This window comes from Streptomyces sp. NPDC001508 (genome assembly GCF_040298665.1).
Taxonomy (GTDB): Bacteria; Actinomycetota; Actinomycetes; order Streptomycetales; family Streptomycetaceae; genus Streptomyces.
Genome location: NZ_JBEPAP010000020.1, coordinates 1 through 21,531, shown reverse-complemented (window position 1 = coordinate 21,531; position 21,531 = coordinate 1). Strand labels below are relative to the sequence as shown.

Here is a 21,531-nt window from a genome sequence, read left to right as displayed (position 1 = left end):
GCCCTTTCGGTGGTGGGCCACGGGCGGTGTGCGCGGCCGAGGTCGGGGGGCACACCCCGGCCCGGCGGCGCGGGCCGGGGTGTGCCGGGGTGTGCCGGGGTGTGCCGGGGTGTGCCGGGCGTATGGGCGGCGGTCAGAAGACGGTGCCGGAGAACGGCTGGGTATCGACGGCGAACAGGGTGTCGGCGCGGTGGACGGCGTCGGGGCGGTGGGCCCGGACGCGGCCGGTCGCGGCCAGGTGCCGCCAGCGCGTGCCACCGAGGTAGGCCGCGGCCAGGGTGGACACGTCCACGTCGAGGTCGGCGGCGGCCGAGGTACGGGCCACCCCTGCGGGTCCGACCTCGTAGCTGCCGGTGTTCGCCGGCAGCAGCGGGTCCTCGACACGCAGCACGACCGGCTCCCCGCTGCCGTAGGCGCGCGCCCTGAGCGCCTCCTCGACATCGATGAGGCGCAGCCATGTCTCGTCGTGGACGCCGCCGATCGTGACGGCGCGGCGGTCCAGGACGGCGAGCGGCAGCGGGTCGTCAACGGCGAGGGAGGTGAACTCCAGGACGTCCACGAGGTCCAGGGAGAGCAGGTGGCGCCAGAGGCCGGCCCGGGCCCGGTCGTTGAGCGCCACGAAGTCCGTGACGGTGACGGTGCGTTCGCTGCTGGTGAACCAGGACTCGGTGTTCTCCGGGTGGTAGACGGCGTACCCGTCGTCGCCGTGGACGACGACGTAATGGGGCGTGGGGCTCGCGGCGCGGCGCAGTTCGTCCAGCCGCCACCAGCCTTCGGGGCGGTGCACCGCCCCGGTCCAGGCCGCCCGCTGGTGGATGCCGCCGAGCAGGTCGGTGGTGGCCGCGGCATCGACCAGACGCACGCTGCCCCCGCCCGGCACCCCGGGGCGCAGTCCGGCCCGGCTGACGGTGACGCGGCCAAAGGCGGCGCAGGTCGCGACGCCGTAGCCGAAGCGTTCGTAGATGACGGCCTCCGAGGCCCGCAGCGAGGCGACGATCTCGCCGCGCTCGGCGAAGTCCTTCAGCTGCCGGGTCAGGAGGTCACTGACGATGCCGCGCCGGCGGTGCGTCGGCAGCACGCCGACATGGGTGACGGCCGCGTGCGGCAGCCGTGACCCGCCGGGCGCGACGAGCCACCCGGCATACGAGTCGGCGCCGGCGACCACGACGCCGTCGTCAAGGGCACCGAGGTAGCGGCCGGGCTCGGTGATGCCGACGGCGTCGATGTCGCGGAACGGCAGCCCGACCATGGCCCGCAGGAAGACGCGGAAGGCGGCGTCGACCTCGTCGGGGCTGGTCAGCGTCCTGATGTCGATGCTCATGCGGGTGCTTTCTCGGGTGGGCGGGGCGGCGGTGTCGGTGTGCGGGGTCAGGAAGCGGCCGGGCCGGGCCCGCCGATCGGGGGGACCAGCCCGCGGCGGCGCAGCTCGGCGCCGGCCCCCTCCGCGAAGTGGTATGCCTCTTCGAGGTGCGGCTGGCCGGAGAGGATGAAGTGGTCGATGCCGAGGTCGTGGTACTCCTCGATGCGCTCCGCCACCTCACGGTGGCTGCCGACCAGGGCCGTGCCGGCGCCGGCGCGCACAAGCCCGTATCCGGCCCAGACGTTCGGATAGATCTCCAGGTCGCGGCGGTCGCCGCCGTGCAGGGCCACCATTCGCCGCTGGCCGACCGATTCGCTGGCGGCGAGCGTGCGCTGCGTCTGGCGGATGCGGGAGTCGTCGATGCGGTCGAGAAGCCGGCCGGCCTCCGCCCATGCCTCGGCTGCCGTGTCCCGGCTGAGCACATGGAACCTGATGCCGAAGCTCAGTGTGCGGCCCGCCTCGGCCGCCAGTTTCCGGACGCGTCGGAGCCGTTCGGCGATCTGCGGGGGCGTCTCCCCCCAGGCGAGATAGGTGTCGACGGTCCGGGCGGCGACCTGCTCGGCGGCGGGGCTGGCCCCGCCGAAGAAGACCTCCGGCGGCTCGTGCGGGGCGAACGGGATCGACGCCTGCTCGATGTCGTAGTACTCGCCGTGGAAGTCGAACGGCTCCCGGGCCGCGCTGACGCCGCGCAGCACGGTCAGGAACTCCGCCGTACGGGCGTAGCGCCGGTCGTGGTCGAGGTGGTCCCCGAAGCGGCGCTGCTCCACCGAATCCCCTCCGGTGACGACGTTGAGCAGCAGCCGTCCGCCGGAGACGCGCTGGAACGTGGCGGCCTGGTGGGCCGCGAGAGTCGGCGAGACGAGGCCGGGCCGGAAGGCCACCAGGAACCTGAGCCGGGTGGTCACCGCGGTGAGCGCGGCGGTGGCGATCCAGGCGTCCTCGCACCACGTCCCGGTGGGCGTGAGTACGGCCTCGAAGCCGAGTTGTTCAGCGGCGCGGGCGATCCCCCCGAGGTATTCGACGGTGGGGGCGCGGAAACCGGAGCGGACGGCGGCCAGGGTCTGCTGCGAGCCGTCGCCGGAGCCGACGATGTCGCGGTTGTCGCCGTTGGTGGGCAGGTACCAGTGCAGGTGAATGGTCATCGGTCCTCGGAACGGCCGACGAGTGTGTCGACGGCGTCGTCGGCGAGGTGGCTGCCGCGCACCGCGTCGAGAAGCCCCAGCTCGGCCAGGCGCTCCTGTTCGGCCGCGGACAGCGTCTGGATCGAGCCGACGCGGGCGGCGACCTCGGGCCGGGCCGCGCGCAACCACAGGTACCGGGCCAGCCCGATCAGCAGCAGGGCCACGAAGACGTACGGCAGGTACCGGTAGGCGCCGGTCGGCACGGGCACGAGGTTCTTGTAGATCACGTAGAGGATGCCGAGGGTGGCCAGGACCGACGCCACCAGGCTGCCGGGGGTGAGTACCTTGATCCTGCGCAGCCACAGCGGCGTGGCGACCGCCACCAGCAGGTACGCGAAGAGATAGCCGTAGCTGGAGACGATGCCGACGTACACGTCCCACTGGAACCGGCCGACGTCGGTGACGGTGCCCACCAGTCCGAGCGCGAAGCCGATGACGGTGACGAGGACGATGGCGATGTGCGGGGTGCGGAAGCGGGTGTGGACGCGGCCCAGCGGGGCGGGCAGGGCGCGCTCCCGCGCCAGGGTGAACAGGCTGCGGGCCCCGGAGTTGATGACGGCGGAGGAGAACACGATCATTGCGGTGCCGAGCAGCAGGTTGACGGGGTAGGTGGCCCACTCGACGTCGGCGTTCCGCGCGACGACGGGCAGCGGCGTGCTGTCCGCGTCGAGGGCGTGCGGGCCCTGGAAGCCGAGCACCTCCGGGTAGGTCGCGAACAGGTAGAGCAGTGACAGCACCACGACCAGCCGCAGGATGGCGCGGGGCACATTGCGATGGGCGTCGCGCGCCTCGTGGCCGAGGGAGGCCGCGCTCTCGAAGCCGGCGTAGGAACCGACGGCGGTGACGGCCGCGATCATCGTGGTGCTGTCGCCCAGGTGGCTCAGGCTGAACTGCGCCGAGTCGAGGCGCGCGCCGTAGTGGAGGTAGGAGGCGACGAGGACGATGGTGACGGCCGCGGCGGAGGCGACCTCGAAGACGAGGCCGGTCTTCGCGGAGATGCTCACCCCGCGGAGCGGAATGTAGCACGCCACCGCGGTGGCCAGGACCAGCAGGAACACCTTGAACACCACGTGGTCGGTGTGGAGGCCGATCTGCTGGAGGAACGAGTTGAAGTAGAGCACCGCGCCGAGCACACCGCCCGCGGCGAAGCCGATGTAGCCGATGATCAGTCCCCAGCCGGTCACAAAGGCCGCGACCGGCCCGAGGCCATTGCCGGCATAGGTGCCGAGCGAACCTGAAGAAACGGTTCTTCGGGCTTGTAGCGAGATCACCGCGGCGATCAGGTAGACGATGACGCCGCCGACGATCGCCGCCCAGAAGGTGCCCTTGCCCGCGACGAGGAAGAGAGAGCCGGGCACGCTCGCCACGGCGACGCTCGGTGCTGCCGCGGCCAGACCCTGGGCGAAGACGCCGAGTCCCGAGACGGCGTCGCGCGGCAGCCCTGCCGCGCCGTCCGCCGGGGGCGTCGGCGCCGGTGTGATGTCGCCGTCGATGACGGCTCTGTCAGTGGTCATGGTGCTGGGGAGGCCTTTCGAATCAAACCCGGGGATGGGCGGTTCCGGTCCCGCCGCACCGCGTCGGGGCGCGATTCAGCGCACCGGGGCGGGACGGGCTACGCACACGAGCACAGGACAGGGGACGCGGATGCGCGCCACTGTTGCGAGCCTGGACGGGCCGCCGCGCCAGGGGGGTTGGCGGGGCGCCGGGCAGGCCGCGCCGACGGGAAGGGGAACCTGGTGGGGACGAGAGAGAGCGGCACATGTGCTCGGCGGCGGACCACCGGCTCGCGGAACCGCGTGGGGAGGGCGGAGCGGGTCGGGACCGCGGGGGCAGTCCGACGACATCTCACTGCGGCGCAGGAGGAGACACCGAGCGTGTCAGAGGCCAACGGGCAGGGTGTCGGGTGGCGGTGTCAAGGACGTACGGTGGCGGAACCGCGTCCGCGCCGGGATGCGCTCCGGTCGTTGCGGGAGCCACGGCAGGCCGTGGCGTTGTCCTTGCCGGCGGCGGCGACGCGAGTCAACGACGACAGAACGCGCTGGCAACGTGCGCCAGGTCGATATGGCGCCGTCGGGTGAGGTTGAGCTGCGCGTTCATGCAATGAACCTCACCAGACAACCGAAGTACGGGTCAAGACGTCTCGAACAGCGTTCACGTTGCGGACACACGAGACGATCTCCGCGCAGCCGGGCGGTGACCGGCCCATTCCAGATCCCGCCCGCCATCCGTTCACGGAGAAGAGCAGCCGGCCGCCGTGGCGCGACGGTCCCGGGCTCCGGCCCGGTCGAGTTCGGCGACGGCCGTACGCGGCACGTCGACGGGCCTGTGCCGGGCGGCCGTCGGCGATCAGTGCTTCGCCGTGGCGCAGCGTCGCCGAGGGCGGCGGCACCGGCGCGCCCTGCTCAACCCGGGCACTGCGCGCGAACGGGACCTCCGCCGCGTCGATGTCGTCACCCTGGCCGCCGGGGACGTCCTCCTCGTCCAGACCGCGGGCGGCGGCGGCCTCGGTCACCCCACGACCGGCCCGCCGACGCGGTCGCCGCCGACGTGGCCCGCGGCCTGCCGTGGTCGCGTCTCGGCCCGAGCCGACCGGTTCACCCGGGGACGCCTGCCGTCGCGCGCTGACCCCGTACCAGGGGCGCCTGTCCGCCCCCCTGAGCCGAGAACGTCGCACTGCGCGCCTTGGGCGGGGCCGTAGGCGGCGAGCCTGGCGGTTGGTCATCCTGGCCGCGGGCAGACACGTTTCCCGCCGTCGCCCATCAGCCGCAGCCCGCGCCCTGACGGCGGTCTCGGCAAGGATGCGGAACGGACGCGGCGGCGGGCGGAGCAGTCGGCGGCGATCGATCCGACTGACGTTCTCACCGGCCTGTGGACCGGCAGCGCACCGGGGAGGCGGACGCAGCGGACGCCTCCGCGCTCAAGGCGTACGTGCCGGTCAAGCGGGTCGCCCTGATGGCGTGCCTGGCGCACAAGGCGAGAATGCGGGTCCGTGACGAGCTGGCGCTGATGTTCTGCAAGCGCATGGGCACGAAGCTCAAGAGGGCGAAGGAGGAGCTGGAGAAGATCCGACTCGCCGAGCGGGAGATGACCGAGGTGCTGATCGGCAACTACCGCAGTGTCCTCAAGGACATCGACGACGGCGGCCCAGCCCAGAGCGCGCTAGCGAAGGCCGCCGGGATGACCGCCGAGGCCGTGGCCGCACTTCAGGGGCTGGACGAACAGGCGCCGGTCGAGGAGGTCGCCCGGCGCCTGAACGGCGAGGTCTCCCCGTCCGTCCTCGCCCTGATGAAGGCACTGCTGATGCAGGCCGGCGGGCTCGGTACGGTCACGAAGACCGTGGAGAGCTTTGGCTGGTTCGCCAAGCAGTACGAGCAGATCGAGAAGGTCTCCGCCCACCATGGCAACTTCTGGGAGGTGCTGCTGTACGGGCAGATCGGCCGGGACCGGGCGCTGATGTTCGACCTGGCCGAGAAACTGGAGTTCACCGCCACCTCGGAGGACGGGCGGGTGCTGGACGCGCTGGGGCACGCGCAGCGCAACGAGGCCGCCCGCGGCGAGTACATCAGCGTGATCGGCGAGGACGGTGAGCGGGTCGACATCTCCTTTGCCACGCAGAACTGGCAGAAGGCCGTGGTCGACAAGAGCAGGCCGGAGCAGTTCGTCCGCCGGCACTTCGAGGCGATGGTGTTCACCTGCCTCGCCGAGGAACTGCGCACCGGCGACGTGGCGGTGGTCGGCTCGGAGGAGTACGCCGACTGGTCGGATCAGCTGCTGCCGTGGGAGGTCGTCGAGGAGAAACTGCCCGCCTACCTGGTGGAGGCCAGGCTCGCCGAGGAGGGCGAGGCCGACGGGTTCGACGCCGCGTCCTTCCGCCGCCAGATGGAGGACCGGCTGCGCGCCGCCGCCGCGGCGGCGGACGCCGGATACCCGGACAACGAGAGCCTCGTGATCGACCCGTCCACCGGTATCCCGTCGCTCAAGCGGCATCGCTCGGAGGGGCAACGGCCGTCGGCGAAGCGGCTGGAGCAGGAGATCAAGGCGCGGATGCCGGAGCGCACGCTGATCGGGATCTGCGCGCGGACCGCGTACTGGGTGGAGTGGTGGCGCCGTTTCGGCCCGCCCTCGGGCAACGATCCGAAACTCGCCGATCCGTTCGGCCGGTACGTGCTCACCACCTTCGTCAAGGGCACCAACATGGGCCCATACGAGGCGGCCCGCCACATCCCCGGCGTGAGCGGGCACGAGCTGGCGTACACGGCGAACCGGCACTTCTCCCTGGTGCTGCTCAACGAGGCCATCGCCGACCTGGTCAACGCGCATGCGCGGCTGGACATCTCGCAGGCGTGGGGCGACGGCACCGCGGTGGCCGCGGACGGCACGCACATGGACACCTACCTCGACAACCTGCTCGCCGAGACGTCCGTCCGGTACGGCAAGCCCGGCGGCATCGCCTACCACCACATCTCGGACACCTACATCGCGCTGTTCACGCACTTCATCCCGTGCGGGGTGTGGGGGGCCGTCTACATCATCGAGGGCCTGCTCAAGAACTCCGCCGAGGTCAAGCCCACCACCGTGCACGCCGACACCCAGGGCCAGTCGCTGCCTGTCTTCACCTTGGCGCACCTGCTGGGCTTCGACCTGATGCCCAGGATCAGGAACTGGAAGGGCCTGACCTTCTACCGGCCCAGCAAGCAGACCGAGTACGTGCACATCGACGCCCTGTCCGGCGAGCCGGGGAAGAACGTCATCGACTGGGGCCTGATCGAGTCCCAGTTCCGGCACCTGATGCGGGTGGCCGTCTCGGTACGCGAGGGCGCCATCTCCTCGACTACCCTGCTCAAGCGGCTGCGGTCCGGGGCGCACAAGAACGCCACCTACGTCGCCTTCCGCGAGGTCGGCCGCGTCATCCGCACCGTCCAACTGCTGCGGTACCTGACGGACGCACCGCTGCGTCGGCGGGTGACCGCGGCGACGAACAAGGTCGAGTCGTTCAACCGGTTCTCCCAGTGGGTCGGCTTCGGCAACCAGGGCGTCATCGCCGACAACGACCCCGTCGAGCAGGAGAAGGCGATGAAGTTCAACTCTCTGCTTACGAACGCTGTGATCTTCCACAACGCCTTGGACATCGCCGAGATCGTCCGACAGCTCCTGGAAGAAGGATGGGAGATCGACCCCGAGGACCTGACCCACATCTCGCCGTACTTGACCGAACACATCAAACGCTTCGGCGAGTACTCCACGCACGAACTCGGCATCGAACCCGAGGCGTACGACCCGAAACTCGACGTCGACTTCACCGCGCTGCGCGAGCATGACCTGACCACCGCGGGCCTCGACCAGGCCGCCTGACATGCCGAAGGACTCCGCCATGTCCGCCCCCGTACGCACGGGCCGCTGCCTCTACTGCACCGAGCGGGCCTACGTCGATGGCAACGGCGTCGGACACGAGGTCCTGCACCTGTACGCCACCGGCCACACCACCACCGGCGCCGGGCCCGACCACGGCGGCGCACGGCACACTCCTCACCCACCGGTCGACCGGTCCAGCGCATCGCCGGTGTTGGCGTCGCCGGCGAACTGCTCGTGCTCCTGGTCCTCCTCGTCGCGGCCATCGTCGGCGGGCCAGCTCCCGAACGGGCCGGGCAGACCGGGGCCCACGGCGCCGATCTGGCGGCGCCGCCCTTGAGCCGGTGGTGGGCACGGATCACGGCGTGGTTCTCCTCGTCGACGGGTCGTACATCGCCATGGTGGTCCGGCTCGCGGGCCGGGCGGCGGGATTCGGCCCGGGGACGCCAAGGCCCCGTCCGCGATTTACGGACGGGGCCGGGTTGGGCCTGTTGGGCCTTAACGGGTCTGACTGGTGCTGACGTGGTCCGTCAGCCCTGGTCGAGGTGATCGAGGGCGCGCTGGCAGAACCGGCCAGACTCCTAACGACTTGGCGTCAACTCACGGAATGGTTCGCCCCACGTCATCCGCCGGAGCAGGGTGTTTCGATCGTCGACTCGCCCTTGATGTTTCCCCCGTAAATCCAGCCGTACGGCGCCGCGCCTCCGGTGCTGACGTAGTACCACTTGTTTCCCGCCGAGTTTTTGTACCAGCACCAGCCGCCAAGGCGTTGGCCCACGATCAGCGAGGGGCCGTTGTCGTCACAGGTTGCGCTCGGACCGGTCCTGAGCGGGATGGACTTCGTCACGTCGGCACCCCCAAAACCGTTGCTCTCAGGGTCCCAATCGCAGATGGCCAGGGCGCCGGTGGGGGCGTTCGACGGTGTGAAGTTCGGTGCTTCGTTCGCCACGCTTGCGGATGCGTCCGTCGATGCCGCATGGGCGGGCGCGATTGTCGCGCCGAGGGCAAGCATGCTGCCGAGAGCAGCGGTCACAAATGTGTGCCGCGTACGCATGGGTGTGCTCCTTCACGCTTGGTTTCCAGTTCAGGTCCATCCCGCTGCCTTGGAGCTATTCATCAACGCGGCGGGCTGTGCCGTGGCGACCGTTTGGCCAGCCAGGCACCACACAGACTGCTGACCATCGACAGGCTGAAGCAACGAGAGCCGGCTGTCCCGGACAGTCGCCGACTGTCCGGGCTGGTCCGGGCCTTGTCCGGATTACGTCCCGGACAGGGCCGCCGCTGTAAATGCCGGATTTACTGCGACGGAGCCCCTACCGTGATCACCGCGACCTGCGGTGGGGTGACCCGGCCGTTGGGGCGAGGTGTACGCATTTACTGCGGCAGAGCCAGGGATGGGCGGAGCCGGCATGGCGATCGGGCCAGTGACCGAACTCGGAAACGGGGGCGCGCTCCGGCTGCCGCGCGCCCGGGTCGTACCCCTGTCCGCCCCGCCTTCCTCGTACACCGCGGCGGTCGAGCGGTACCTCACCGGCGCGGGCATCGCGAAGTCCTCCGCGCGGATCTACCGGATCTCGCTCACGACGTGGGGGTGGATACTCGCCGGCGAACCCGCGCCGACCGGACCCACACGCCGGGGCGCGAAGCCGCCCGTCTTCCCCGTCACCGCGATCGACGACCCCGCGCTGCCGGAGGCGCTGGCCGAACTGGCGGCAGCGCGGGCGGACGAGATGGACGCCGACACCGTCAACCGGGAACTGTCCATCGCACGCAAGGCGATCGGCTGGTGGCAGCGCCAGGGCTGGATCGAAGGCGACCCGACGATCGGCATCGAGCAGCACCCGGCACCGCCCGACCGCACCAAGGCCCTGGCCGAGAACCAGATCACCGCCCTGTGGCGCCTGGACGTCGCCCTGCGGGAGAAGACGTTCTGGAAGATGCTCTACGAGTCGGCGGCCCGCGCCGATGAGGTGCTGTGCCTGAACGTCGAAGACCTGTACCCGCAGGACAAGCGCGGGAAGATCACCGCCAAGGGCGGGGCGACGGAGTGGATTCACTGACAGTCTGGCACTGCCCAGCTTCTGCCCCGGCTGATCGCCCGCCGCACCCGCGGCCCGCTGTTCCTCACCGACCGCAAGGCCCCGGCCGGAACGCCGACGCTGGACGTGTGCCCCGAGACCGGCCGGGCCCGGCTCTCCTACCGCCGGGCTGAGGAGATCTTCGAGGAGAACACCCGGCTGCTGGCCAACCCGCTCGCCTCACCCGAGGACATCGAGGACCTGGACGGCTGGACACTGCACCGGCTGCGGCACCCCGCGTTCACGCACGACGCTGAGGGTGGCACCTCCGCCCCGATGCTGCTGGCCCGTTCACGACACGCCTCTGTCCGCTCCCTGGAGCGGTACGCCCGGCCCGGCGTCGACGCCGTCGCCCGACACGTCGCCGAGCGCGACCCCGCCGTCCGCCGCCGCAGGTGAACCCCCCGAGGACTCCATGCCGATCCGCCCCGAAAACCGTGACCGCTACCCCGCCGACTGGAAGGCGATCAGCCTGCGTATCCGCACGGTCCGCGCCGCCGGCCGGTGCGAATGTCTCGGCGAATGCGGACGTGGCACGCCGCAGAGATCGAGCAGGTCCTGCGCAGGGTGCGGGAAAGCGGCGAACCAGATCTTCACGTCCAGGTGCGTGGCCGCCCGCCGCTCGACCCCCGCCGCGAGCATGTGTGGTCGGCCGCGTCGTTCCGGCTGACCGACCGTGCCGGCCGGGTGCTGGGCGTGTGCCAGACATTCTTCGACGTCACCGAGGGTGACCGGGCACAGCGGCGGCTGGCACTGCTGAACGAGGCGAGCGCACGCATCGGTACCACGCTGGACGTCGGGCGGACCGCGCAGGAGCTGGCTGAGGCGGCCGTTCCCGCACTGGCGGACATCGTCGTCGTCGACCTGCTGGATGCGACGATCCGCGGCGAGGAGCCAGCCCCGGGGCCGACCTATGAAAAGGTTCTGGCCCACAGGTCCGGCGTCTGCTCGATCCTGTCGACTCCCGGCGAGACACCCGAGGCTGCGTACGCGGTCGGCGAGACAGTGACGTATCTTCCGGGCACACCCCAGGTGCGTTCTCAGGCAGCCCGTCCTCGTACCGGCCGTGGAAGCCGAAGAGCCGCTCATCCGGGATACGCGACGTGCCGAGAAGATCCGGGCGTTCGGGATCCACTCGATCATGGCGGTTCCGCTGCGGGCACGCGGGATCACGATGGGCATGGCCAGCTTCAGCCGCTATCGGCAACTCGAGCCCTTCGACGAGGAGGACCTGGCCCTGGCAGGGGAGTTCGCCTCCCTTGCAGCGGTGTGTATCGACAATGCCCGGCGCTACACGCGTGAGCACACCACGGTCCTGGCCCTGCAGCACAGTCTGCTGCCTCATGATCTGCCGCGGCACCCGGCAGCCGAGACCGCGTACCGCTATCTGCCCGCCGTGGCCCATGCCGGAGCAGGCGGGGACTGGTTCGATGTCCTGCCCCTGTCCGGCGCGCGCATCGCTCTGGTCGTCGGCGACGTCACGGGCCACGGCTTGCATGCCGCGGCCGTCATGGGACGGCTGCGCACCGCCGTTCATACGCTGGCCGACCTCGACCTCACCCCTGCCGAAGTCCTCACTCAACTCGACGACCTGGTCATCCGCCTTGTCGAGGAGGACCCCGACTGCCAGGGCGCCACCTGCCTGTACACCGTCTACGATCCCATCTCGCGTATCTGCGTCTTCGCCCGCGCCGGTCATCCCCCACCCGCGCTGGTGAGCCCCGACGGCACGGCGGAATACCTCGACATTCCCGCAGGCCCGCCCCTCGGCACGGGCGGGCTGCCCTTCGAAGTCGCCGAACTCCGACTCGCCAAGGGCACTTTGCTGGCCCTCTACACCAATGGCCTCATCAAGTCCTCAGGTCGCCATGCCGACATCGGTCTCGACGTGCTGACCCGCGCGCTGGCCGACCCCGGCCGACCGTTGGAGGAGCTGTGTGACGCCACGGTGCGCTCCTTGCTGCCCGAGCGTCACTCCGAGGACGCCACACTGCTCCTGGCTCGTACGCGCGCCCTGGGAGCGCAGCAGGTCGCCTCGTGGGATCTGCCCACCGACCCTTCGCTCGTCGCCCACGCCCGTGCCCTCGCCGCGGACCAGCTGGCGGACTGGCACCTGGAATCTCTGGCCTTCACCACCGAACTCGTCGTCAGCGAGCTGGTCACCAACGCCATCCGATACGCGCGCGCCCCCATCGCGCTGCGGCTCATCCACACCGACACCCTGATCTGCGAGGTGTCCGACGGCAGTCTCAGTGCACCGCACCTTCGCCGCGCCCGCACCACCGACGAGGGGGGGCCGGGGCCTGTTCCTGATCGCCCAACTCACCTCCCACTGGGGAACCCGCTACCACCCCCACGGTAAAAGGGGCACCGACGAAACACTCGTCGTACGGGGACGAGTTGACGGACGCTCTGACCAGGTCGCGAGCGAGGGGCGCCTCGTCCGGCGGGAAAAGATCTCCGGCAGCGTGGGAGACGATCTCCGCGCAAGGGTGCATCGTCCCTGGTCAGAGAGTTCCGTCGGTGCGCCTAAAACCATCTGGACCGAACAGCCCCTCTCCTGACGGCAGTTCAGCCAGCTCATGTGAGTCCCCCGGACGCACACGTCGGGGGGACTCGCATCCTGGGCGGGGCGGCTGGAACGCCGCCGCACCGCTTCGGGATGCTCTCCCGACGGGGTTGCGCTCAGGCCGGACACCTCTGGTTCTCGGCGTACTCGTCGATCGATGCTCTTGCGCGTCAAGTCCCGCCCTTCAGGGCGTGGTCAGCGCATCCTCGACTTGCGGCCCAGCCGTCTGCGGGTCGGCGACGGGGCGAGGGCGCCAACCACGTGCCGAACGGCTCGAACATCTGGGCCGCGTATCCTCCAGATCACACCGGACCGCGGTCGGCTCCCCCACCATCGCTCTGACACATCAGGTCTGTCCATGTCGTTCCGGGCACCGCGGCCCGCCGCACCTCAGCGCGGCGCGGTTGTCGGTACCTGCTGATACAACTCTTGCGTACCGACCCAACGAGCAGAGGAGGCCCCGTGGGCGACCGGGGACCGGCAACAATGAGATCGATGGAGCCTTTCCGCGACGAAGCCCGCAGCCGTGGCTTACCGCAGGACCAGGTAGAGGGGTGGCTCGACACCGTCCGTCCCTGCGCGACGCTGAGCCCCGCCGGCCAGGCGCCGCCCGACGGCCCGGTGGCCGGACGGCTCGGCGGACTGCCGCCGATGCCCGAGGACGAGCCCGTTCCGGACCTGCCGTTCCTCGCCGCGGTCGACCTCGCGGCCATCCCGCCGGGCGCGACGGGCCTCCCGCTGCCGAAGGACGGCACGCTGCTCTTCTTCGCGGACACGGAGGACCCGTGGAGCGGCGACGACTGGTCCCGGCTCGTCCACGTCCCGGCTGGCACGCCCGTCACCGAACGCGGTCCGGGCGGCGAGTGGCCGCCGCAGGTCCACCCGGCCCGAGACCTACATCTGACGATCGAGCCCTCGCTGCCCAACCGCGGCTCGGACACCGAGGAATTCCCGCACGGCAGCGAACTGGGCTCGGTGTGGTGGAAGACCTGCGGCGAGATGCAGAGCGACGGACCGGTGCAGATAGGCGGCTACCCCTGGGTCTGGAACGCAGATCCCATCACGGAGCACGACCACGGCCCGGGCGACTGGGTGCTGCTCGCGGAGATCGGGGGCGAGGACTTGACCGAAGGCGAACTGGGCATCGTCTACTGGGTGATTCGCCGGGACGACCTGGCCGGCGGCCGCTTCAACCGGGCCCGGGCCTGCTTCGACATGGTGTGAGCCTCAGCCGGGGCACACACCCTCGCGCCGGCCGCACAGCTCGGCTCCGCCCATGCGCCCGGCGCGATCAACTCATTCAGCCCACACGTGTGCGACCACACCCGGCCCGCAAGGCTACAGCGCACCCTCTATGAGGCCAGCACAGCAGCCGACCCGGGCATCGCGCCCGACTTCACCACAACCGACATCAGCACCACGAACGCTCCGCTACGGTGCGGCCGACTGTGAAACTCAAAGTGGCCAACCGGCGTGGGAGATCGTGTGGGATCGCGCGGAGCGGGTGGATGCTCGGGACTTCATGGGGTGGATGGCGATCACTGGTCGGTCGTCAACCCGTTCCCACTGGATCGGGCGCGACGTTCGGGTCGGGACCATGCCGGTCACCGGCCCGGGCAGCTCTTTCGGTCGGAGCGGCAGGGTCGCTACCGGCCGAGCGTGTCGGCCAGGGCGCCGCGGCGGATCCCGGACGAGATGTTCAACGCGTTGTTCGCCGCACTGAGGTACCACCGGGGCCGTGCGCTGGTCGCGTTCTGGGTGTCCAACGGGGCGCGGCGGAGGAGTTGCTGACCAACTGTCGGCGGGACGTGCTGCCCGGTGAGCAGTTGCTCGGTGTGGTGCGCAAGGGGAACCGGGCGTATCAGCAACTGCCGTGTTCGACGGACGCGTTTGTGTGGCTGCGGCTGTATCAGGAGGAGAGCCGGCGGGCGGGAGTTCCGCAGGACGTCGACGAGGCGCTGTGGTGGACGCTGCGCCGCCCGTGGCGGCCGCTGGCCTATGTCTCACTCCCAGGTGACGGGCCGCAGCAGGGGACCAGGGCTTCCTGTATTGACGTTCATTGATGCAACCTTGCGCCTTGAATCGAAGAACGTCAATATAGAGGTATGTCAAAGCAAGAGCTTGAGGTGATCGGACAGGACACGGCCTGCTGCCCGGGGCTGACCTCCTCGCCGCTGGACGAGGGACAGGCGGCGGACCTGGCAAAGGTCTTCAAGGCCCTCGGGGATCCGGTCCGGCTCCGCCTGCTGTCGCTGATTGCGTCACGCGGAGAGGGCGGCGAGGTCTGCGTGTGCGAGCTGACCCCGGCCTTCGACCTGTCCCAGCCGACGATCTCCCACCACCTCAAGCTCCTCCGGCAGGCCGGCCTCATCGACTGTGAGCGCCGCGGCACCTGGGTCTACTACTGGGTGCTGCCTGGCGTCCTGGACCGGCTCGCCGCGTTTCTGACCACCACGCAGCGCGCCGGGGCCACCGCGTGAACGCTTCCCTCGGCCGCCGGATCGCCGCCGAGGCGATCGGGACCGGGCTGCTCGTGGCGGTGGTGGTCGGCTCCGGAATCCAGGCCGCCGAGCTGTCCCGAGACGTCGGCGTGCAGTTGCTCGCCAACTCCCTCGCCACCGTCTTCGGCCTGGGCGTGCTCATCCTGCTGCTCGGGCCGGTCTCCGGCGCGCACTTCAACCCCGCCGTCACCCTCGCGGCCTGGTTCACCGGCCGCCGCGAGGGTACCGGCCCGAGCCCGCGGGAGGTCCTCGCGTATGTGGTCGCGCAAGCGGGCGGGGCGATCGGCGGCGCAGTCCTGGCCAACGCCATGTTCGCCGAGCCCCTGGTGAAGTTCTCCACCCACGACCGGTCCGCCGGGCACCTATGGCTGGGCGAGGTCGCCGCCACCGCCGGGCTTGTCCTGCTCATCTTCGGCCTGGAGCGGATCGGACGCACCACTCTGGCCCCGGCCGCCGTCGCCTGCTACATCGGGGCCGCCTACTGGTTCACCTCCTCCACCTCCTTCGCGAACCCCGCGGTGACCGTCGGCCGCGCCTTCACCGACACCTTCGCCGGCATCGCCCCCGCATCCCTCGCCCCGTTCATCGCGGCCCAACTGCTCGGCGCCGCAGTCGGACTGGGGACGGTGACGCTCATGTACGGACGCCCGGCCCGCACCGCGGAGGCCGTCGTACCCCACAGCGAACCCGAACTCGCCTCCTCCTGATCACCGATCCCATCCGCAAGGACACCCACCATGAGCACTGCCATCCCGCGTCCATCCGTGCTGTTCGTCTGCGTCCACAACGCCGGCCGCTCCCAGATGGCCGCCGCCTTCCTCACCCACCTGGCCGGCGACACGGTCGAAGTCCGCTCGGCCGGATCGGCTCCCGCCGCCGCCGTGAACCCGGCCGTCGTGGAAGCCATGAAGGAGACCGGGATCGACATCTCGGCCGAGACTCCCAAGGTTCTCACCACCGAGGCGGTCCAAGCCTCCGACGTGGTCGTCACCATGGGTTGCGGGGACACCTGCCCCGTCTTCCCCGGCAAGCGATACCTCGACTGGCGGCTCGAAGACCCGGCCGGCCAGGGCGTCGACGCCGTGCGGCCGATCCGCAACGAGATCGAACAGCGTGTACGCGGTCTCCTCGCCGAGCTAGGCATCCCCACCGCCACGTGACCCCGCGAGGCTCCACGACGCGCCAGTTCAGAGAAGGTCAGCGTCCCGATCACCGTCCTCAGCGCCACCGACGACCACAGCTGTGCACCTCCGACGCATCCACACCGCCCATGCGACCGGATACGCAACCGGTACCGGTGCGAAGCGGAACACCGCGAGGTCACCTACGGGGAGGCAGGGCGCGGCTACGAGTTGCCGGACGGCCGGATCATCCCCGTCACGGAGAAGGAGCTGCGATCCCTGCCGCTGACCACGGCACGCGCCATCGAACTGGTCGCATTCATGCCGGCCGCGGCCGTCGACCCGCTCCTATCGGCCCTGGCTACTGCCTTCAGCCGCAGGGCCCTGCGGCCGCGAAGCCGTACGTACTGCTGCTCGGGGCACTTCGGCGCGCCTCGAAGGTCGCGCTCGCCACGTCCGCGTGGCACGGCCGCGAACGGCTCGGCCCGCTCAGAGTCCGTGGCGAAGTGATCGCCCTGGATGCCTTGCTCCGGCCGGACGAGATCCGCGATCCCGCCCCCGCGGCCCCGGCCCCGGCCCGGCCACGCCCCGGTCGGACTGGATGATGACGAGGTCGCCCAGGCCGCGGCCCTGATCGAGGCCATGACCCGCGACGACCTCACCAAGCCCCGAATTCACCGACCACTACACCGACGCCCTGCGCGTAGTGGTCGAGGCCGAGCAGGAAGGCCACCGTCTCCCCGATTCACCCGTTCCGGCCCGGCCGGGGCAGATGGTGGACCTGATGGCCGCTCTCAAAGAGTCCGTGGACTGGGCCCTGGGGGCTGTCCCATGACCCCGTCGCCCGGGCCGGGCGGGACGTCCGTGCAACGGGCGCCATGGGTCCGGGACCTCAGTGCCCTCCACCACGCGGCGGTGAGCAGAACAAGTGATCGGCTGCCCTGCCGGTCAGTCCTTGTAGTCGGGGGCGATGCGCTCGACGAGCCGGAGCAGGGCCGACCAGGCGAGGTCGTACGCCTTGTCGTCCTGGAGGTCGGAGCTGTCGTCCTCGCCGGCCAGCTGGCGTGCGGTGAGTTCGCAGATCTCGGGGTCGGGCAGGACGATCTTGGTGCCGCCGGCCGTGGCCGTGGTCTGTATCTCGCAGGCCTTGTCCAGGTAGTACATGCGCAGGAACGCCTGGGCGGGGGTCTCGCCGACGGTCAGCAGGCCGTGGTTGCGCAGGATCATCGCCGGGTGGCCGCCAAGGTCGGCGACGAGCCGCCGCTGTTCGGCGAGGTTGAGAGCGACGCCCTCGTAGGCGTGGTAGCCGAGCCTGCCGTAGAACTCCATGGAGATCTGGTTGAGGGGGAGCAGGCCCTCCTCCTGTGCGGCAACCGCGCAGCCGGCCTTGGTGTGGGTGTGCAGAACGCACTGTGCGTCGGGGCGGGCGGCGTGGATCGCGCTGTGGATGACGAAGCCGGCGGGGTTGACGGGGTGAGGTGTCTCCTCCACCGGGTTGCCGCTGAGGTCGATCTTGACCAGGTTGGAGGCGGTGATCTCCTCGAAGAGCAGGCCGTAGGGGTTGATCAGGAAGTGGTGCTCCGGCCCGGGGAGCCGTACCGAGATATGCGTGAAGATCAGGTCGGTCATCCGGAAGTGCGCCACGAGGCGGTAGACGGCGGCGAGTTCGCGGCGCAGTCGCAGTTCTTCTGGGTGGATGGCGGGCGCGGACATCAAGGGGCCTTTCAACGAGGTACGGATACGGGGGGATACATGCGCGTGCGGGCGGGTGTGGATACGTGCGCGTGCGGGCGGGCGCTGTGTGCGGCTCAGACCGCGCTGAGTTCGGGGGCCGCGGCAGCGGGTGCCTGCTCGCCCGCCAGGCGGCGGCGCCATGCCTCCAGGACCGCTGCGTCGGTCGGCCGGCTCAAGAGGCTGGCCGCCACGTACGCCACAAGGCTCACAAGCAGGCCGTAGTAGATCGGCTCGTTGGCAAGCAGGCCGTCGGTCACCATCAGGACGATCACCGTCGTACCGCCCGCGATCATGGCGGTCAGCGCACCCTGCAGATTTCCGCGCCGCCAGAGCAGGCCGCCGAGGATCGGGACCAGAAGGCCGCCGACGAGCAGGTTGTAGGCGACGGTGAGTGCCTCGATGACGTCCCCGAGGACGCAGGCGATCACCATGGCGACGATACCGAGGACGACGATGGCGAGCCGGTTGGAGGCGACCTCGTCGTGCTCCTGGGCACCGAGTGGAACACGGCGGCGCAGCCGGGCCCAGATGTCGTTGTTCGCCACGGTCGCGGAGGCGATCAGGGCGCCGCTCGCAGTGGACATCATCGCGGACAGGGCGGCGGCCAGGACGAGGCCGCGGACACCGGTGGGCAGGACCTGCTTGACGATCGTGGCGAACGCCTGGTCGGCTGTGGCCAGGTTCGGGTAGAGCGTCTTGGTGGCCATACCGATGAACGCGCCGGCCAGGGCGTAGACCAGGCAGTAGAGCCCGGCGACGGTGCCGCCCCAGGCGGCGACCTTGTCGCTGCGGGCGGTGAAGACCCGCTGCCAGATGTCCTGCCCGATAAGCATGCCGAAGGTGTAGATCAGCACGAAGGTGACGATGGTCTGTCCGCCGATGGAGGTGGGAGAGAAGTAGCCGTGCGGGAGCCGGTCGGCCATCGCGCCGAACCCGCCCGCCTTGACCACCGCGATCGGCAGCAGCAGGAGGAACACGCCCAGGCTCTTGACGACGAACTGCACCATGTCGGTGAGAGTGATGGACCACATGCCGCCGAGCGCCGAGTAGCCGACGACGATCGTGCCGCCGACGACCACCGCGACCCAGCGGGGCACGTCGAACAGGACGTCGAAGACACTGGCGTACGCAATCGTCGAGGTCACCGCCAGCATGAGGGTGTAGATCCACATGACGACACCGGAGATCACGCTCGCCGCGTCGCCATAGCGCAGCGACAGCATCTCGGCGACCGTGTAGACGCGCAGCCGGGCGATCCGGGCGGAGAAGAAGACACTCAGCGCCAGCAGCCCAAGCCCGATGGCGAAGACCATGGCGGCGCCCGAGACGCCGTAGGAGTAGCCGAGGCGCACGCCCCCGATGGTGGAGGCGCCGCCGAGGACGACGGCGGCCATCGTGCCGGTGTACATCAGCGGGCCGAGGCGACGGCCGGCGACCAGGAAGTCGCTCTTGGAGGCGGCACGCCGTTTGCCCCACCAGCCGACACCGATGATGCCCAACAGGTATGCAGCCATGACGAGGTAGTCGACGGTCACGGGTTTTCTCCGGGGAAGGAAGTGGGCGGAGCGGGGAATGGGGGGTGACAGAACCGTAGCCACGAGGTCTACTGGGGCTGAAGTGCCAGTTCTGTCCAATCTGGAGATACTCATTGGATGAATCCGCCAACGCCGAGCAGCAGTCCGTGCGTCTCGGCGTGCTGCTCGCCGATCCAGGGCTGGGCCTCGCCCAGGTCGCAGGTCCGGCTGCCGGGGACCGCCCGGTCAGCACGGTCGGCACCACAGAGATCGAGGACCCCACCCCCTACCTCGTCGGCGGCGAACTCCTGCTCACCGCGGGGGTGCGGCTCCCCGACGACGCGGACGGCGTCGACACATATGTACGGCGGGTCGTCGCAGCCGGGGTTGCGGCGCTCGGTTTCGGCGTCGTTCCCGTGCACCCGGAGGTGCCGTCCGAACTCGTCCGGGCATGTGACCGGCACGGTCTGCCGCTGTTGCGTCTGCCGCCGGCCACTCCCTTCGTCGCCGTCGGGCAGGCCGTGTACGCGGCGATCGCCGAGGCCCGCAACCGGGAGCTGCGGGAGACCTCCCGGGCACAATCGGCGCTGGCCTCGGCCGCCGCCCGCCCGGATGCCCTCCGTGCCGTCCTCGTCCAGCTCGCCACCCACACCGGGGCCTGGTCGGTCCTCTACGACGCCCAGGGCACCGAACTCTTCTCAGCGGGCCCCCGCCCCGCACCCCCCGACGCTCCACAGCTCCTGCGCGACCTCGCGGTCCGCTCACTGCGGCGGGAAGGCGCCCCCACGGCGGCAGCGGACCACAAACCCGAGCGGGGAATCCACCTGGCCGTCCACACCCTGCCCGGCGCTGACCGCACCACCGCGACGCTGGCGCTCGGCCAGGCCGCCACCGCGCCCCCGACCGTCGTCCACCGCCGGGTGACGAGCACGGCCATGGCCCTGCTGGCTCTGCTCACCAGCCCTCGGCACGCCCTGAGCACCGACACCCATAGCGTCGGCGCGCTGGTACGGCTCATGCTCGGAGCCACACCCGCCGAGGTGGCGTCCGCCCTCGTGCCCACCGGCGGGGCGCAGGGCGGCCACTGGACGGTGGTGCACGGACGGCATCTGCCCACACGGTCCGCCTCAGCGCCGCCGACCGACGGTGACCCGGCCCGACTCGCCGCCCTGAGCACCCTGCTGGGCACCCCCTACGTCCATATGGACGGTCCTCGCCTGAAGGCGCTGATCCCCAGCGAGCCCGACGCCCGGCCGAGCGTCCCCGCCCAGGCCGCCGACCTCGGGTGGGTCCTCGGTTACAGCGCGCCCGCGTCCGCGCAGGAGCTGCCGCACGCCGACAGCCAGGCCGATCGCGCCCTGCAGCGGGCGATCGCCGCCGAGGCCCCCGCCGTCGTCCACACCACCGACGCTCTCACTCTCCACGCGCTCGTCTCCCCCGCCGACGCCCGGGAACTCGCCCGCACGCGCTTCGCCCTCCTGGACCGGGTCGGGGCGCCGGGGCCCGCGGTCCTCCTCGACACCCTGCGCACCTGGCTGACCCTTCACGGCAGCTGGGACCGTACCGCGGCGGCTCTGCAGGTCCACCGCAACACCGTGCGCCACCGCCTGACCCGGGTCGCCGACCTCCTCGACGTGGACCTCCAGGACCCCGGCGTCCGCATGGAGCTCTGGTTCGCCCTGCAGTGGCTCCCCGGTGAGCCGGCCGACGCCCGGCACACACGTTCCTGAACCCGTGACACAACGGTCGTGACACCGGCCGGAGCGACCCGCCCCTGGTCAGACAAGCGGTACTGACGGAACCGCACACTGCGCGGGTCGCCGGGAGCCTTGCGAGTTGCTGACCGCAGGCGCGCTGGAAGGCGGTGACGCGTCGCCGGCCGACGGTCCGTCAGAAGTCGTACGGCTTCTTGGTGCTCCAGTTCAGCACGTCGGCCTCGTTCCAGCTGAACTGCGGCTTGTCGCCCTTGATGGCGACGGAGTAGAAGGGGCCGTGGTGACCGTCGGCGCCGCGCAGCGCGAGGGCGAATGAGCGCGCCGTGTGGTTCTTCGAGCCGTAGTCGAAGAGGTTCACCGCGCTGTATACCTTGCCTCCGGGCGGGAGCGTGATGTGCTGGTCGCCGCC

Annotated in this window: 20 protein-coding genes and 2 pseudogenes; 12 read left to right on the top strand and 10 right to left on the bottom strand. The window is 70.5% G+C overall.

Going from position 1 to position 21,531, the window contains the following annotated elements; all coding sequences use genetic code 11:
* Positions 1–133: 133 nt before the first annotated feature.
* From ABT245_RS19605 to ABT245_RS19590, 4 genes are all read right to left on the bottom strand, one after another.
* Positions 134–1,321: a GNAT family N-acetyltransferase gene (locus tag ABT245_RS19605; RefSeq protein WP_351735187.1), complete on the bottom strand. Its 1,188-nt coding sequence runs from the start codon at positions 1,319–1,321 to the stop codon at positions 134–136.
* Between the two features lie 47 nt (positions 1,322–1,368).
* Positions 1,369–2,502 (bottom strand): LLM class flavin-dependent oxidoreductase, encoded by a 1,134-nt coding sequence (locus ABT245_RS19600; protein WP_351735185.1) that lies wholly within the window; start codon positions 2,500–2,502, stop codon positions 1,369–1,371.
* Positions 2,499–4,055: an APC family permease gene (locus tag ABT245_RS19595; RefSeq protein WP_351735183.1), complete on the bottom strand. Its 1,557-nt coding sequence runs from the start codon at positions 4,053–4,055 to the stop codon at positions 2,499–2,501. The genes ABT245_RS19600 and ABT245_RS19595 overlap by 4 nt, the downstream gene beginning before the upstream one ends.
* A gap of 505 nt (positions 4,056–4,560) precedes the next feature.
* On the bottom strand, positions 4,561–4,638 hold the full coding sequence (locus tag ABT245_RS19590; protein ID WP_351735351.1) for a putative leader peptide: 78 nt from the start codon (positions 4,636–4,638) through the stop codon (positions 4,561–4,563).
* Between the two features lie 771 nt (positions 4,639–5,409).
* Between ABT245_RS19590 and ABT245_RS19585 the strand changes: the two genes are divergently transcribed.
* Entirely contained in the window at positions 5,410–7,893 is a 2,484-nt protein-coding gene (locus tag ABT245_RS19585; protein ID WP_351735181.1) for a Tn3 family transposase, read from the top strand.
* A gap of 174 nt (positions 7,894–8,067) precedes the next feature.
* Here the strand turns inward: ABT245_RS19585 and ABT245_RS19580 are convergent, their stop codons facing one another.
* Positions 8,068–8,202, bottom strand: a complete 135-nt coding sequence (locus tag ABT245_RS19580) for a hypothetical protein (RefSeq protein WP_351735179.1) — start codon at positions 8,200–8,202, stop codon at positions 8,068–8,070.
* A 310-nt stretch (positions 8,203–8,512) separates the two neighbouring features.
* A complete protein-coding gene (locus ABT245_RS19575) occupies positions 8,513–8,944 on the bottom strand; it encodes a hypothetical protein (RefSeq protein WP_351735177.1) in 432 nt (143 codons plus the stop codon).
* A 355-nt stretch (positions 8,945–9,299) separates the two neighbouring features.
* Between ABT245_RS19575 and ABT245_RS19570 the strand changes: the two genes are divergently transcribed.
* The gene (locus tag ABT245_RS19570) at positions 9,300–9,950 is read left to right on the top strand and encodes a site-specific integrase (RefSeq protein WP_351735175.1); all 651 of its coding nucleotides are present in this window, start codon (positions 9,300–9,302) and stop codon (positions 9,948–9,950) included.
* Between the two features lie 105 nt (positions 9,951–10,055).
* Complete coding sequence (locus ABT245_RS19565) at positions 10,056–10,367, top strand: site-specific integrase (RefSeq protein ID WP_351735173.1); 312 nt, start codon at positions 10,056–10,058, stop codon at positions 10,365–10,367.
* Between the two features lie 45 nt (positions 10,368–10,412).
* On the opposite strand, the gene ABT245_RS19560 is transcribed toward ABT245_RS19565, so the two are convergent.
* Complete coding sequence (locus ABT245_RS19560; RefSeq protein WP_351735171.1) at positions 10,413–10,901, bottom strand: hypothetical protein; 489 nt, start codon at positions 10,899–10,901, stop codon at positions 10,413–10,415.
* 133 nt (positions 10,902–11,034) lie between these two features.
* On the opposite strand from ABT245_RS19560, the gene ABT245_RS19555 reads away from it, so the two are divergent.
* The 8 genes and pseudogenes from ABT245_RS19555 (at position 11,035) to ABT245_RS19520 (ending at position 16,764) form a co-directional block, all read left to right on the top strand.
* Entirely contained in the window at positions 11,035–12,330 is a 1,296-nt protein-coding gene (locus ABT245_RS19555; RefSeq protein ID WP_351735169.1) for an ATP-binding SpoIIE family protein phosphatase, read from the top strand.
* Between the two features lie 702 nt (positions 12,331–13,032).
* The gene (locus ABT245_RS19550; protein WP_351735167.1) at positions 13,033–13,761 is read left to right on the top strand and encodes a DUF1963 domain-containing protein; all 729 of its coding nucleotides are present in this window, start codon (positions 13,033–13,035) and stop codon (positions 13,759–13,761) included.
* 560 nt (positions 13,762–14,321) lie between these two features.
* Positions 14,322–14,600, top strand: a complete 279-nt coding sequence (locus ABT245_RS19545) for a hypothetical protein (RefSeq protein WP_351735165.1) — start codon at positions 14,322–14,324, stop codon at positions 14,598–14,600.
* Positions 14,601–14,642: 42 nt separating this feature from the next.
* Entirely contained in the window at positions 14,643–15,017 is a 375-nt protein-coding gene (locus ABT245_RS19540; protein WP_351735163.1) for an ArsR/SmtB family transcription factor, read from the top strand.
* A complete protein-coding gene (locus tag ABT245_RS19535; protein WP_351735161.1) occupies positions 15,014–15,745 on the top strand; it encodes an aquaporin in 732 nt (243 codons plus the stop codon). The genes ABT245_RS19540 and ABT245_RS19535 overlap by 4 nt, the downstream gene beginning before the upstream one ends.
* 30 nt (positions 15,746–15,775) lie before the next feature.
* Positions 15,776–16,198, top strand: coding sequence for an arsenate reductase ArsC (locus ABT245_RS19530; RefSeq protein ID WP_351735159.1), 423 nt, complete (start codon positions 15,776–15,778; stop codon positions 16,196–16,198).
* A gap of 42 nt (positions 16,199–16,240) precedes the next feature.
* Positions 16,241–16,498, top strand: a pseudogene (locus tag ABT245_RS19525) (Ku protein); the annotation flags it as partial.
* Entirely contained in the window at positions 16,435–16,764 is a 330-nt protein-coding gene (locus ABT245_RS19520; protein ID WP_351735349.1) for a Ku protein, read from the top strand. The pseudogene ABT245_RS19525 and the gene ABT245_RS19520, both read left to right, overlap by 64 nt.
* A gap of 343 nt (positions 16,765–17,107) precedes the next feature.
* On the opposite strand, the gene ABT245_RS19515 is transcribed toward ABT245_RS19520, so the two are convergent.
* Together ABT245_RS19515 and ABT245_RS19510 are read right to left on the bottom strand one after the other, a co-directional pair.
* A complete protein-coding gene (locus ABT245_RS19515) occupies positions 17,108–17,872 on the bottom strand; it encodes a class II aldolase/adducin family protein (protein ID WP_351735157.1) in 765 nt (254 codons plus the stop codon).
* Between the two features lie 95 nt (positions 17,873–17,967).
* The gene (locus ABT245_RS19510) at positions 17,968–19,428 is read right to left on the bottom strand and encodes a sodium:solute symporter family protein (RefSeq protein WP_351735155.1); all 1,461 of its coding nucleotides are present in this window, start codon (positions 19,426–19,428) and stop codon (positions 17,968–17,970) included.
* Between the two features lie 113 nt (positions 19,429–19,541).
* Between ABT245_RS19510 and ABT245_RS19505 the strand changes: the two genes are divergently transcribed.
* Positions 19,542–21,137, top strand: a complete 1,596-nt coding sequence (locus ABT245_RS19505; RefSeq protein ID WP_351735153.1) for a PucR family transcriptional regulator — start codon at positions 19,542–19,544, stop codon at positions 21,135–21,137.
* A gap of 160 nt (positions 21,138–21,297) precedes the next feature.
* Here ABT245_RS19505 and ABT245_RS19500 read toward each other — a convergent pair.
* Positions 21,298–21,531, bottom strand: a pseudogene (locus ABT245_RS19500) (DUF4232 domain-containing protein); the annotation flags it as partial.

Bases quoted from the DNA above. Each gene is read 5' to 3' on its own strand.
- ABT245_RS19570 (WP_351735175.1), top strand. From the start codon at position 9,300: ATGGCGATCGGGCCAGTGACCGAACTCGGAAACGGGGGCGCGCTCCGG.
- ABT245_RS19550 (WP_351735167.1), top strand. From the start codon at position 13,033: ATGGAGCCTTTCCGCGACGAAGCCCGCAGCCGTGGCTTACCGCAGGAC.
- ABT245_RS19595 (WP_351735183.1), bottom strand. From the start codon at position 4,055: ATGACCACTGACAGAGCCGTCATCGACGGCGACATCACACCGGCGCCG.
- ABT245_RS19515 (WP_351735157.1), bottom strand. From the start codon at position 17,872: ATGTCCGCGCCCGCCATCCACCCAGAAGAACTGCGACTGCGCCGCGAA.
- ABT245_RS19605 (WP_351735187.1), bottom strand. From the start codon at position 1,321: ATGAGCATCGACATCAGGACGCTGACCAGCCCCGACGAGGTCGACGCC.
- ABT245_RS19590 (WP_351735351.1), bottom strand. From the start codon at position 4,638: ATGAACGCGCAGCTCAACCTCACCCGACGGCGCCATATCGACCTGGCG.
- ABT245_RS19540 (WP_351735163.1), top strand. From the start codon at position 14,643: ATGTCAAAGCAAGAGCTTGAGGTGATCGGACAGGACACGGCCTGCTGC.
- ABT245_RS19575 (WP_351735177.1), bottom strand. From the start codon at position 8,944: ATGCGTACGCGGCACACATTTGTGACCGCTGCTCTCGGCAGCATGCTT.
- ABT245_RS19530 (WP_351735159.1), top strand. From the start codon at position 15,776: ATGAGCACTGCCATCCCGCGTCCATCCGTGCTGTTCGTCTGCGTCCAC.
- ABT245_RS19600 (WP_351735185.1), bottom strand. From the start codon at position 2,502: ATGACCATTCACCTGCACTGGTACCTGCCCACCAACGGCGACAACCGC.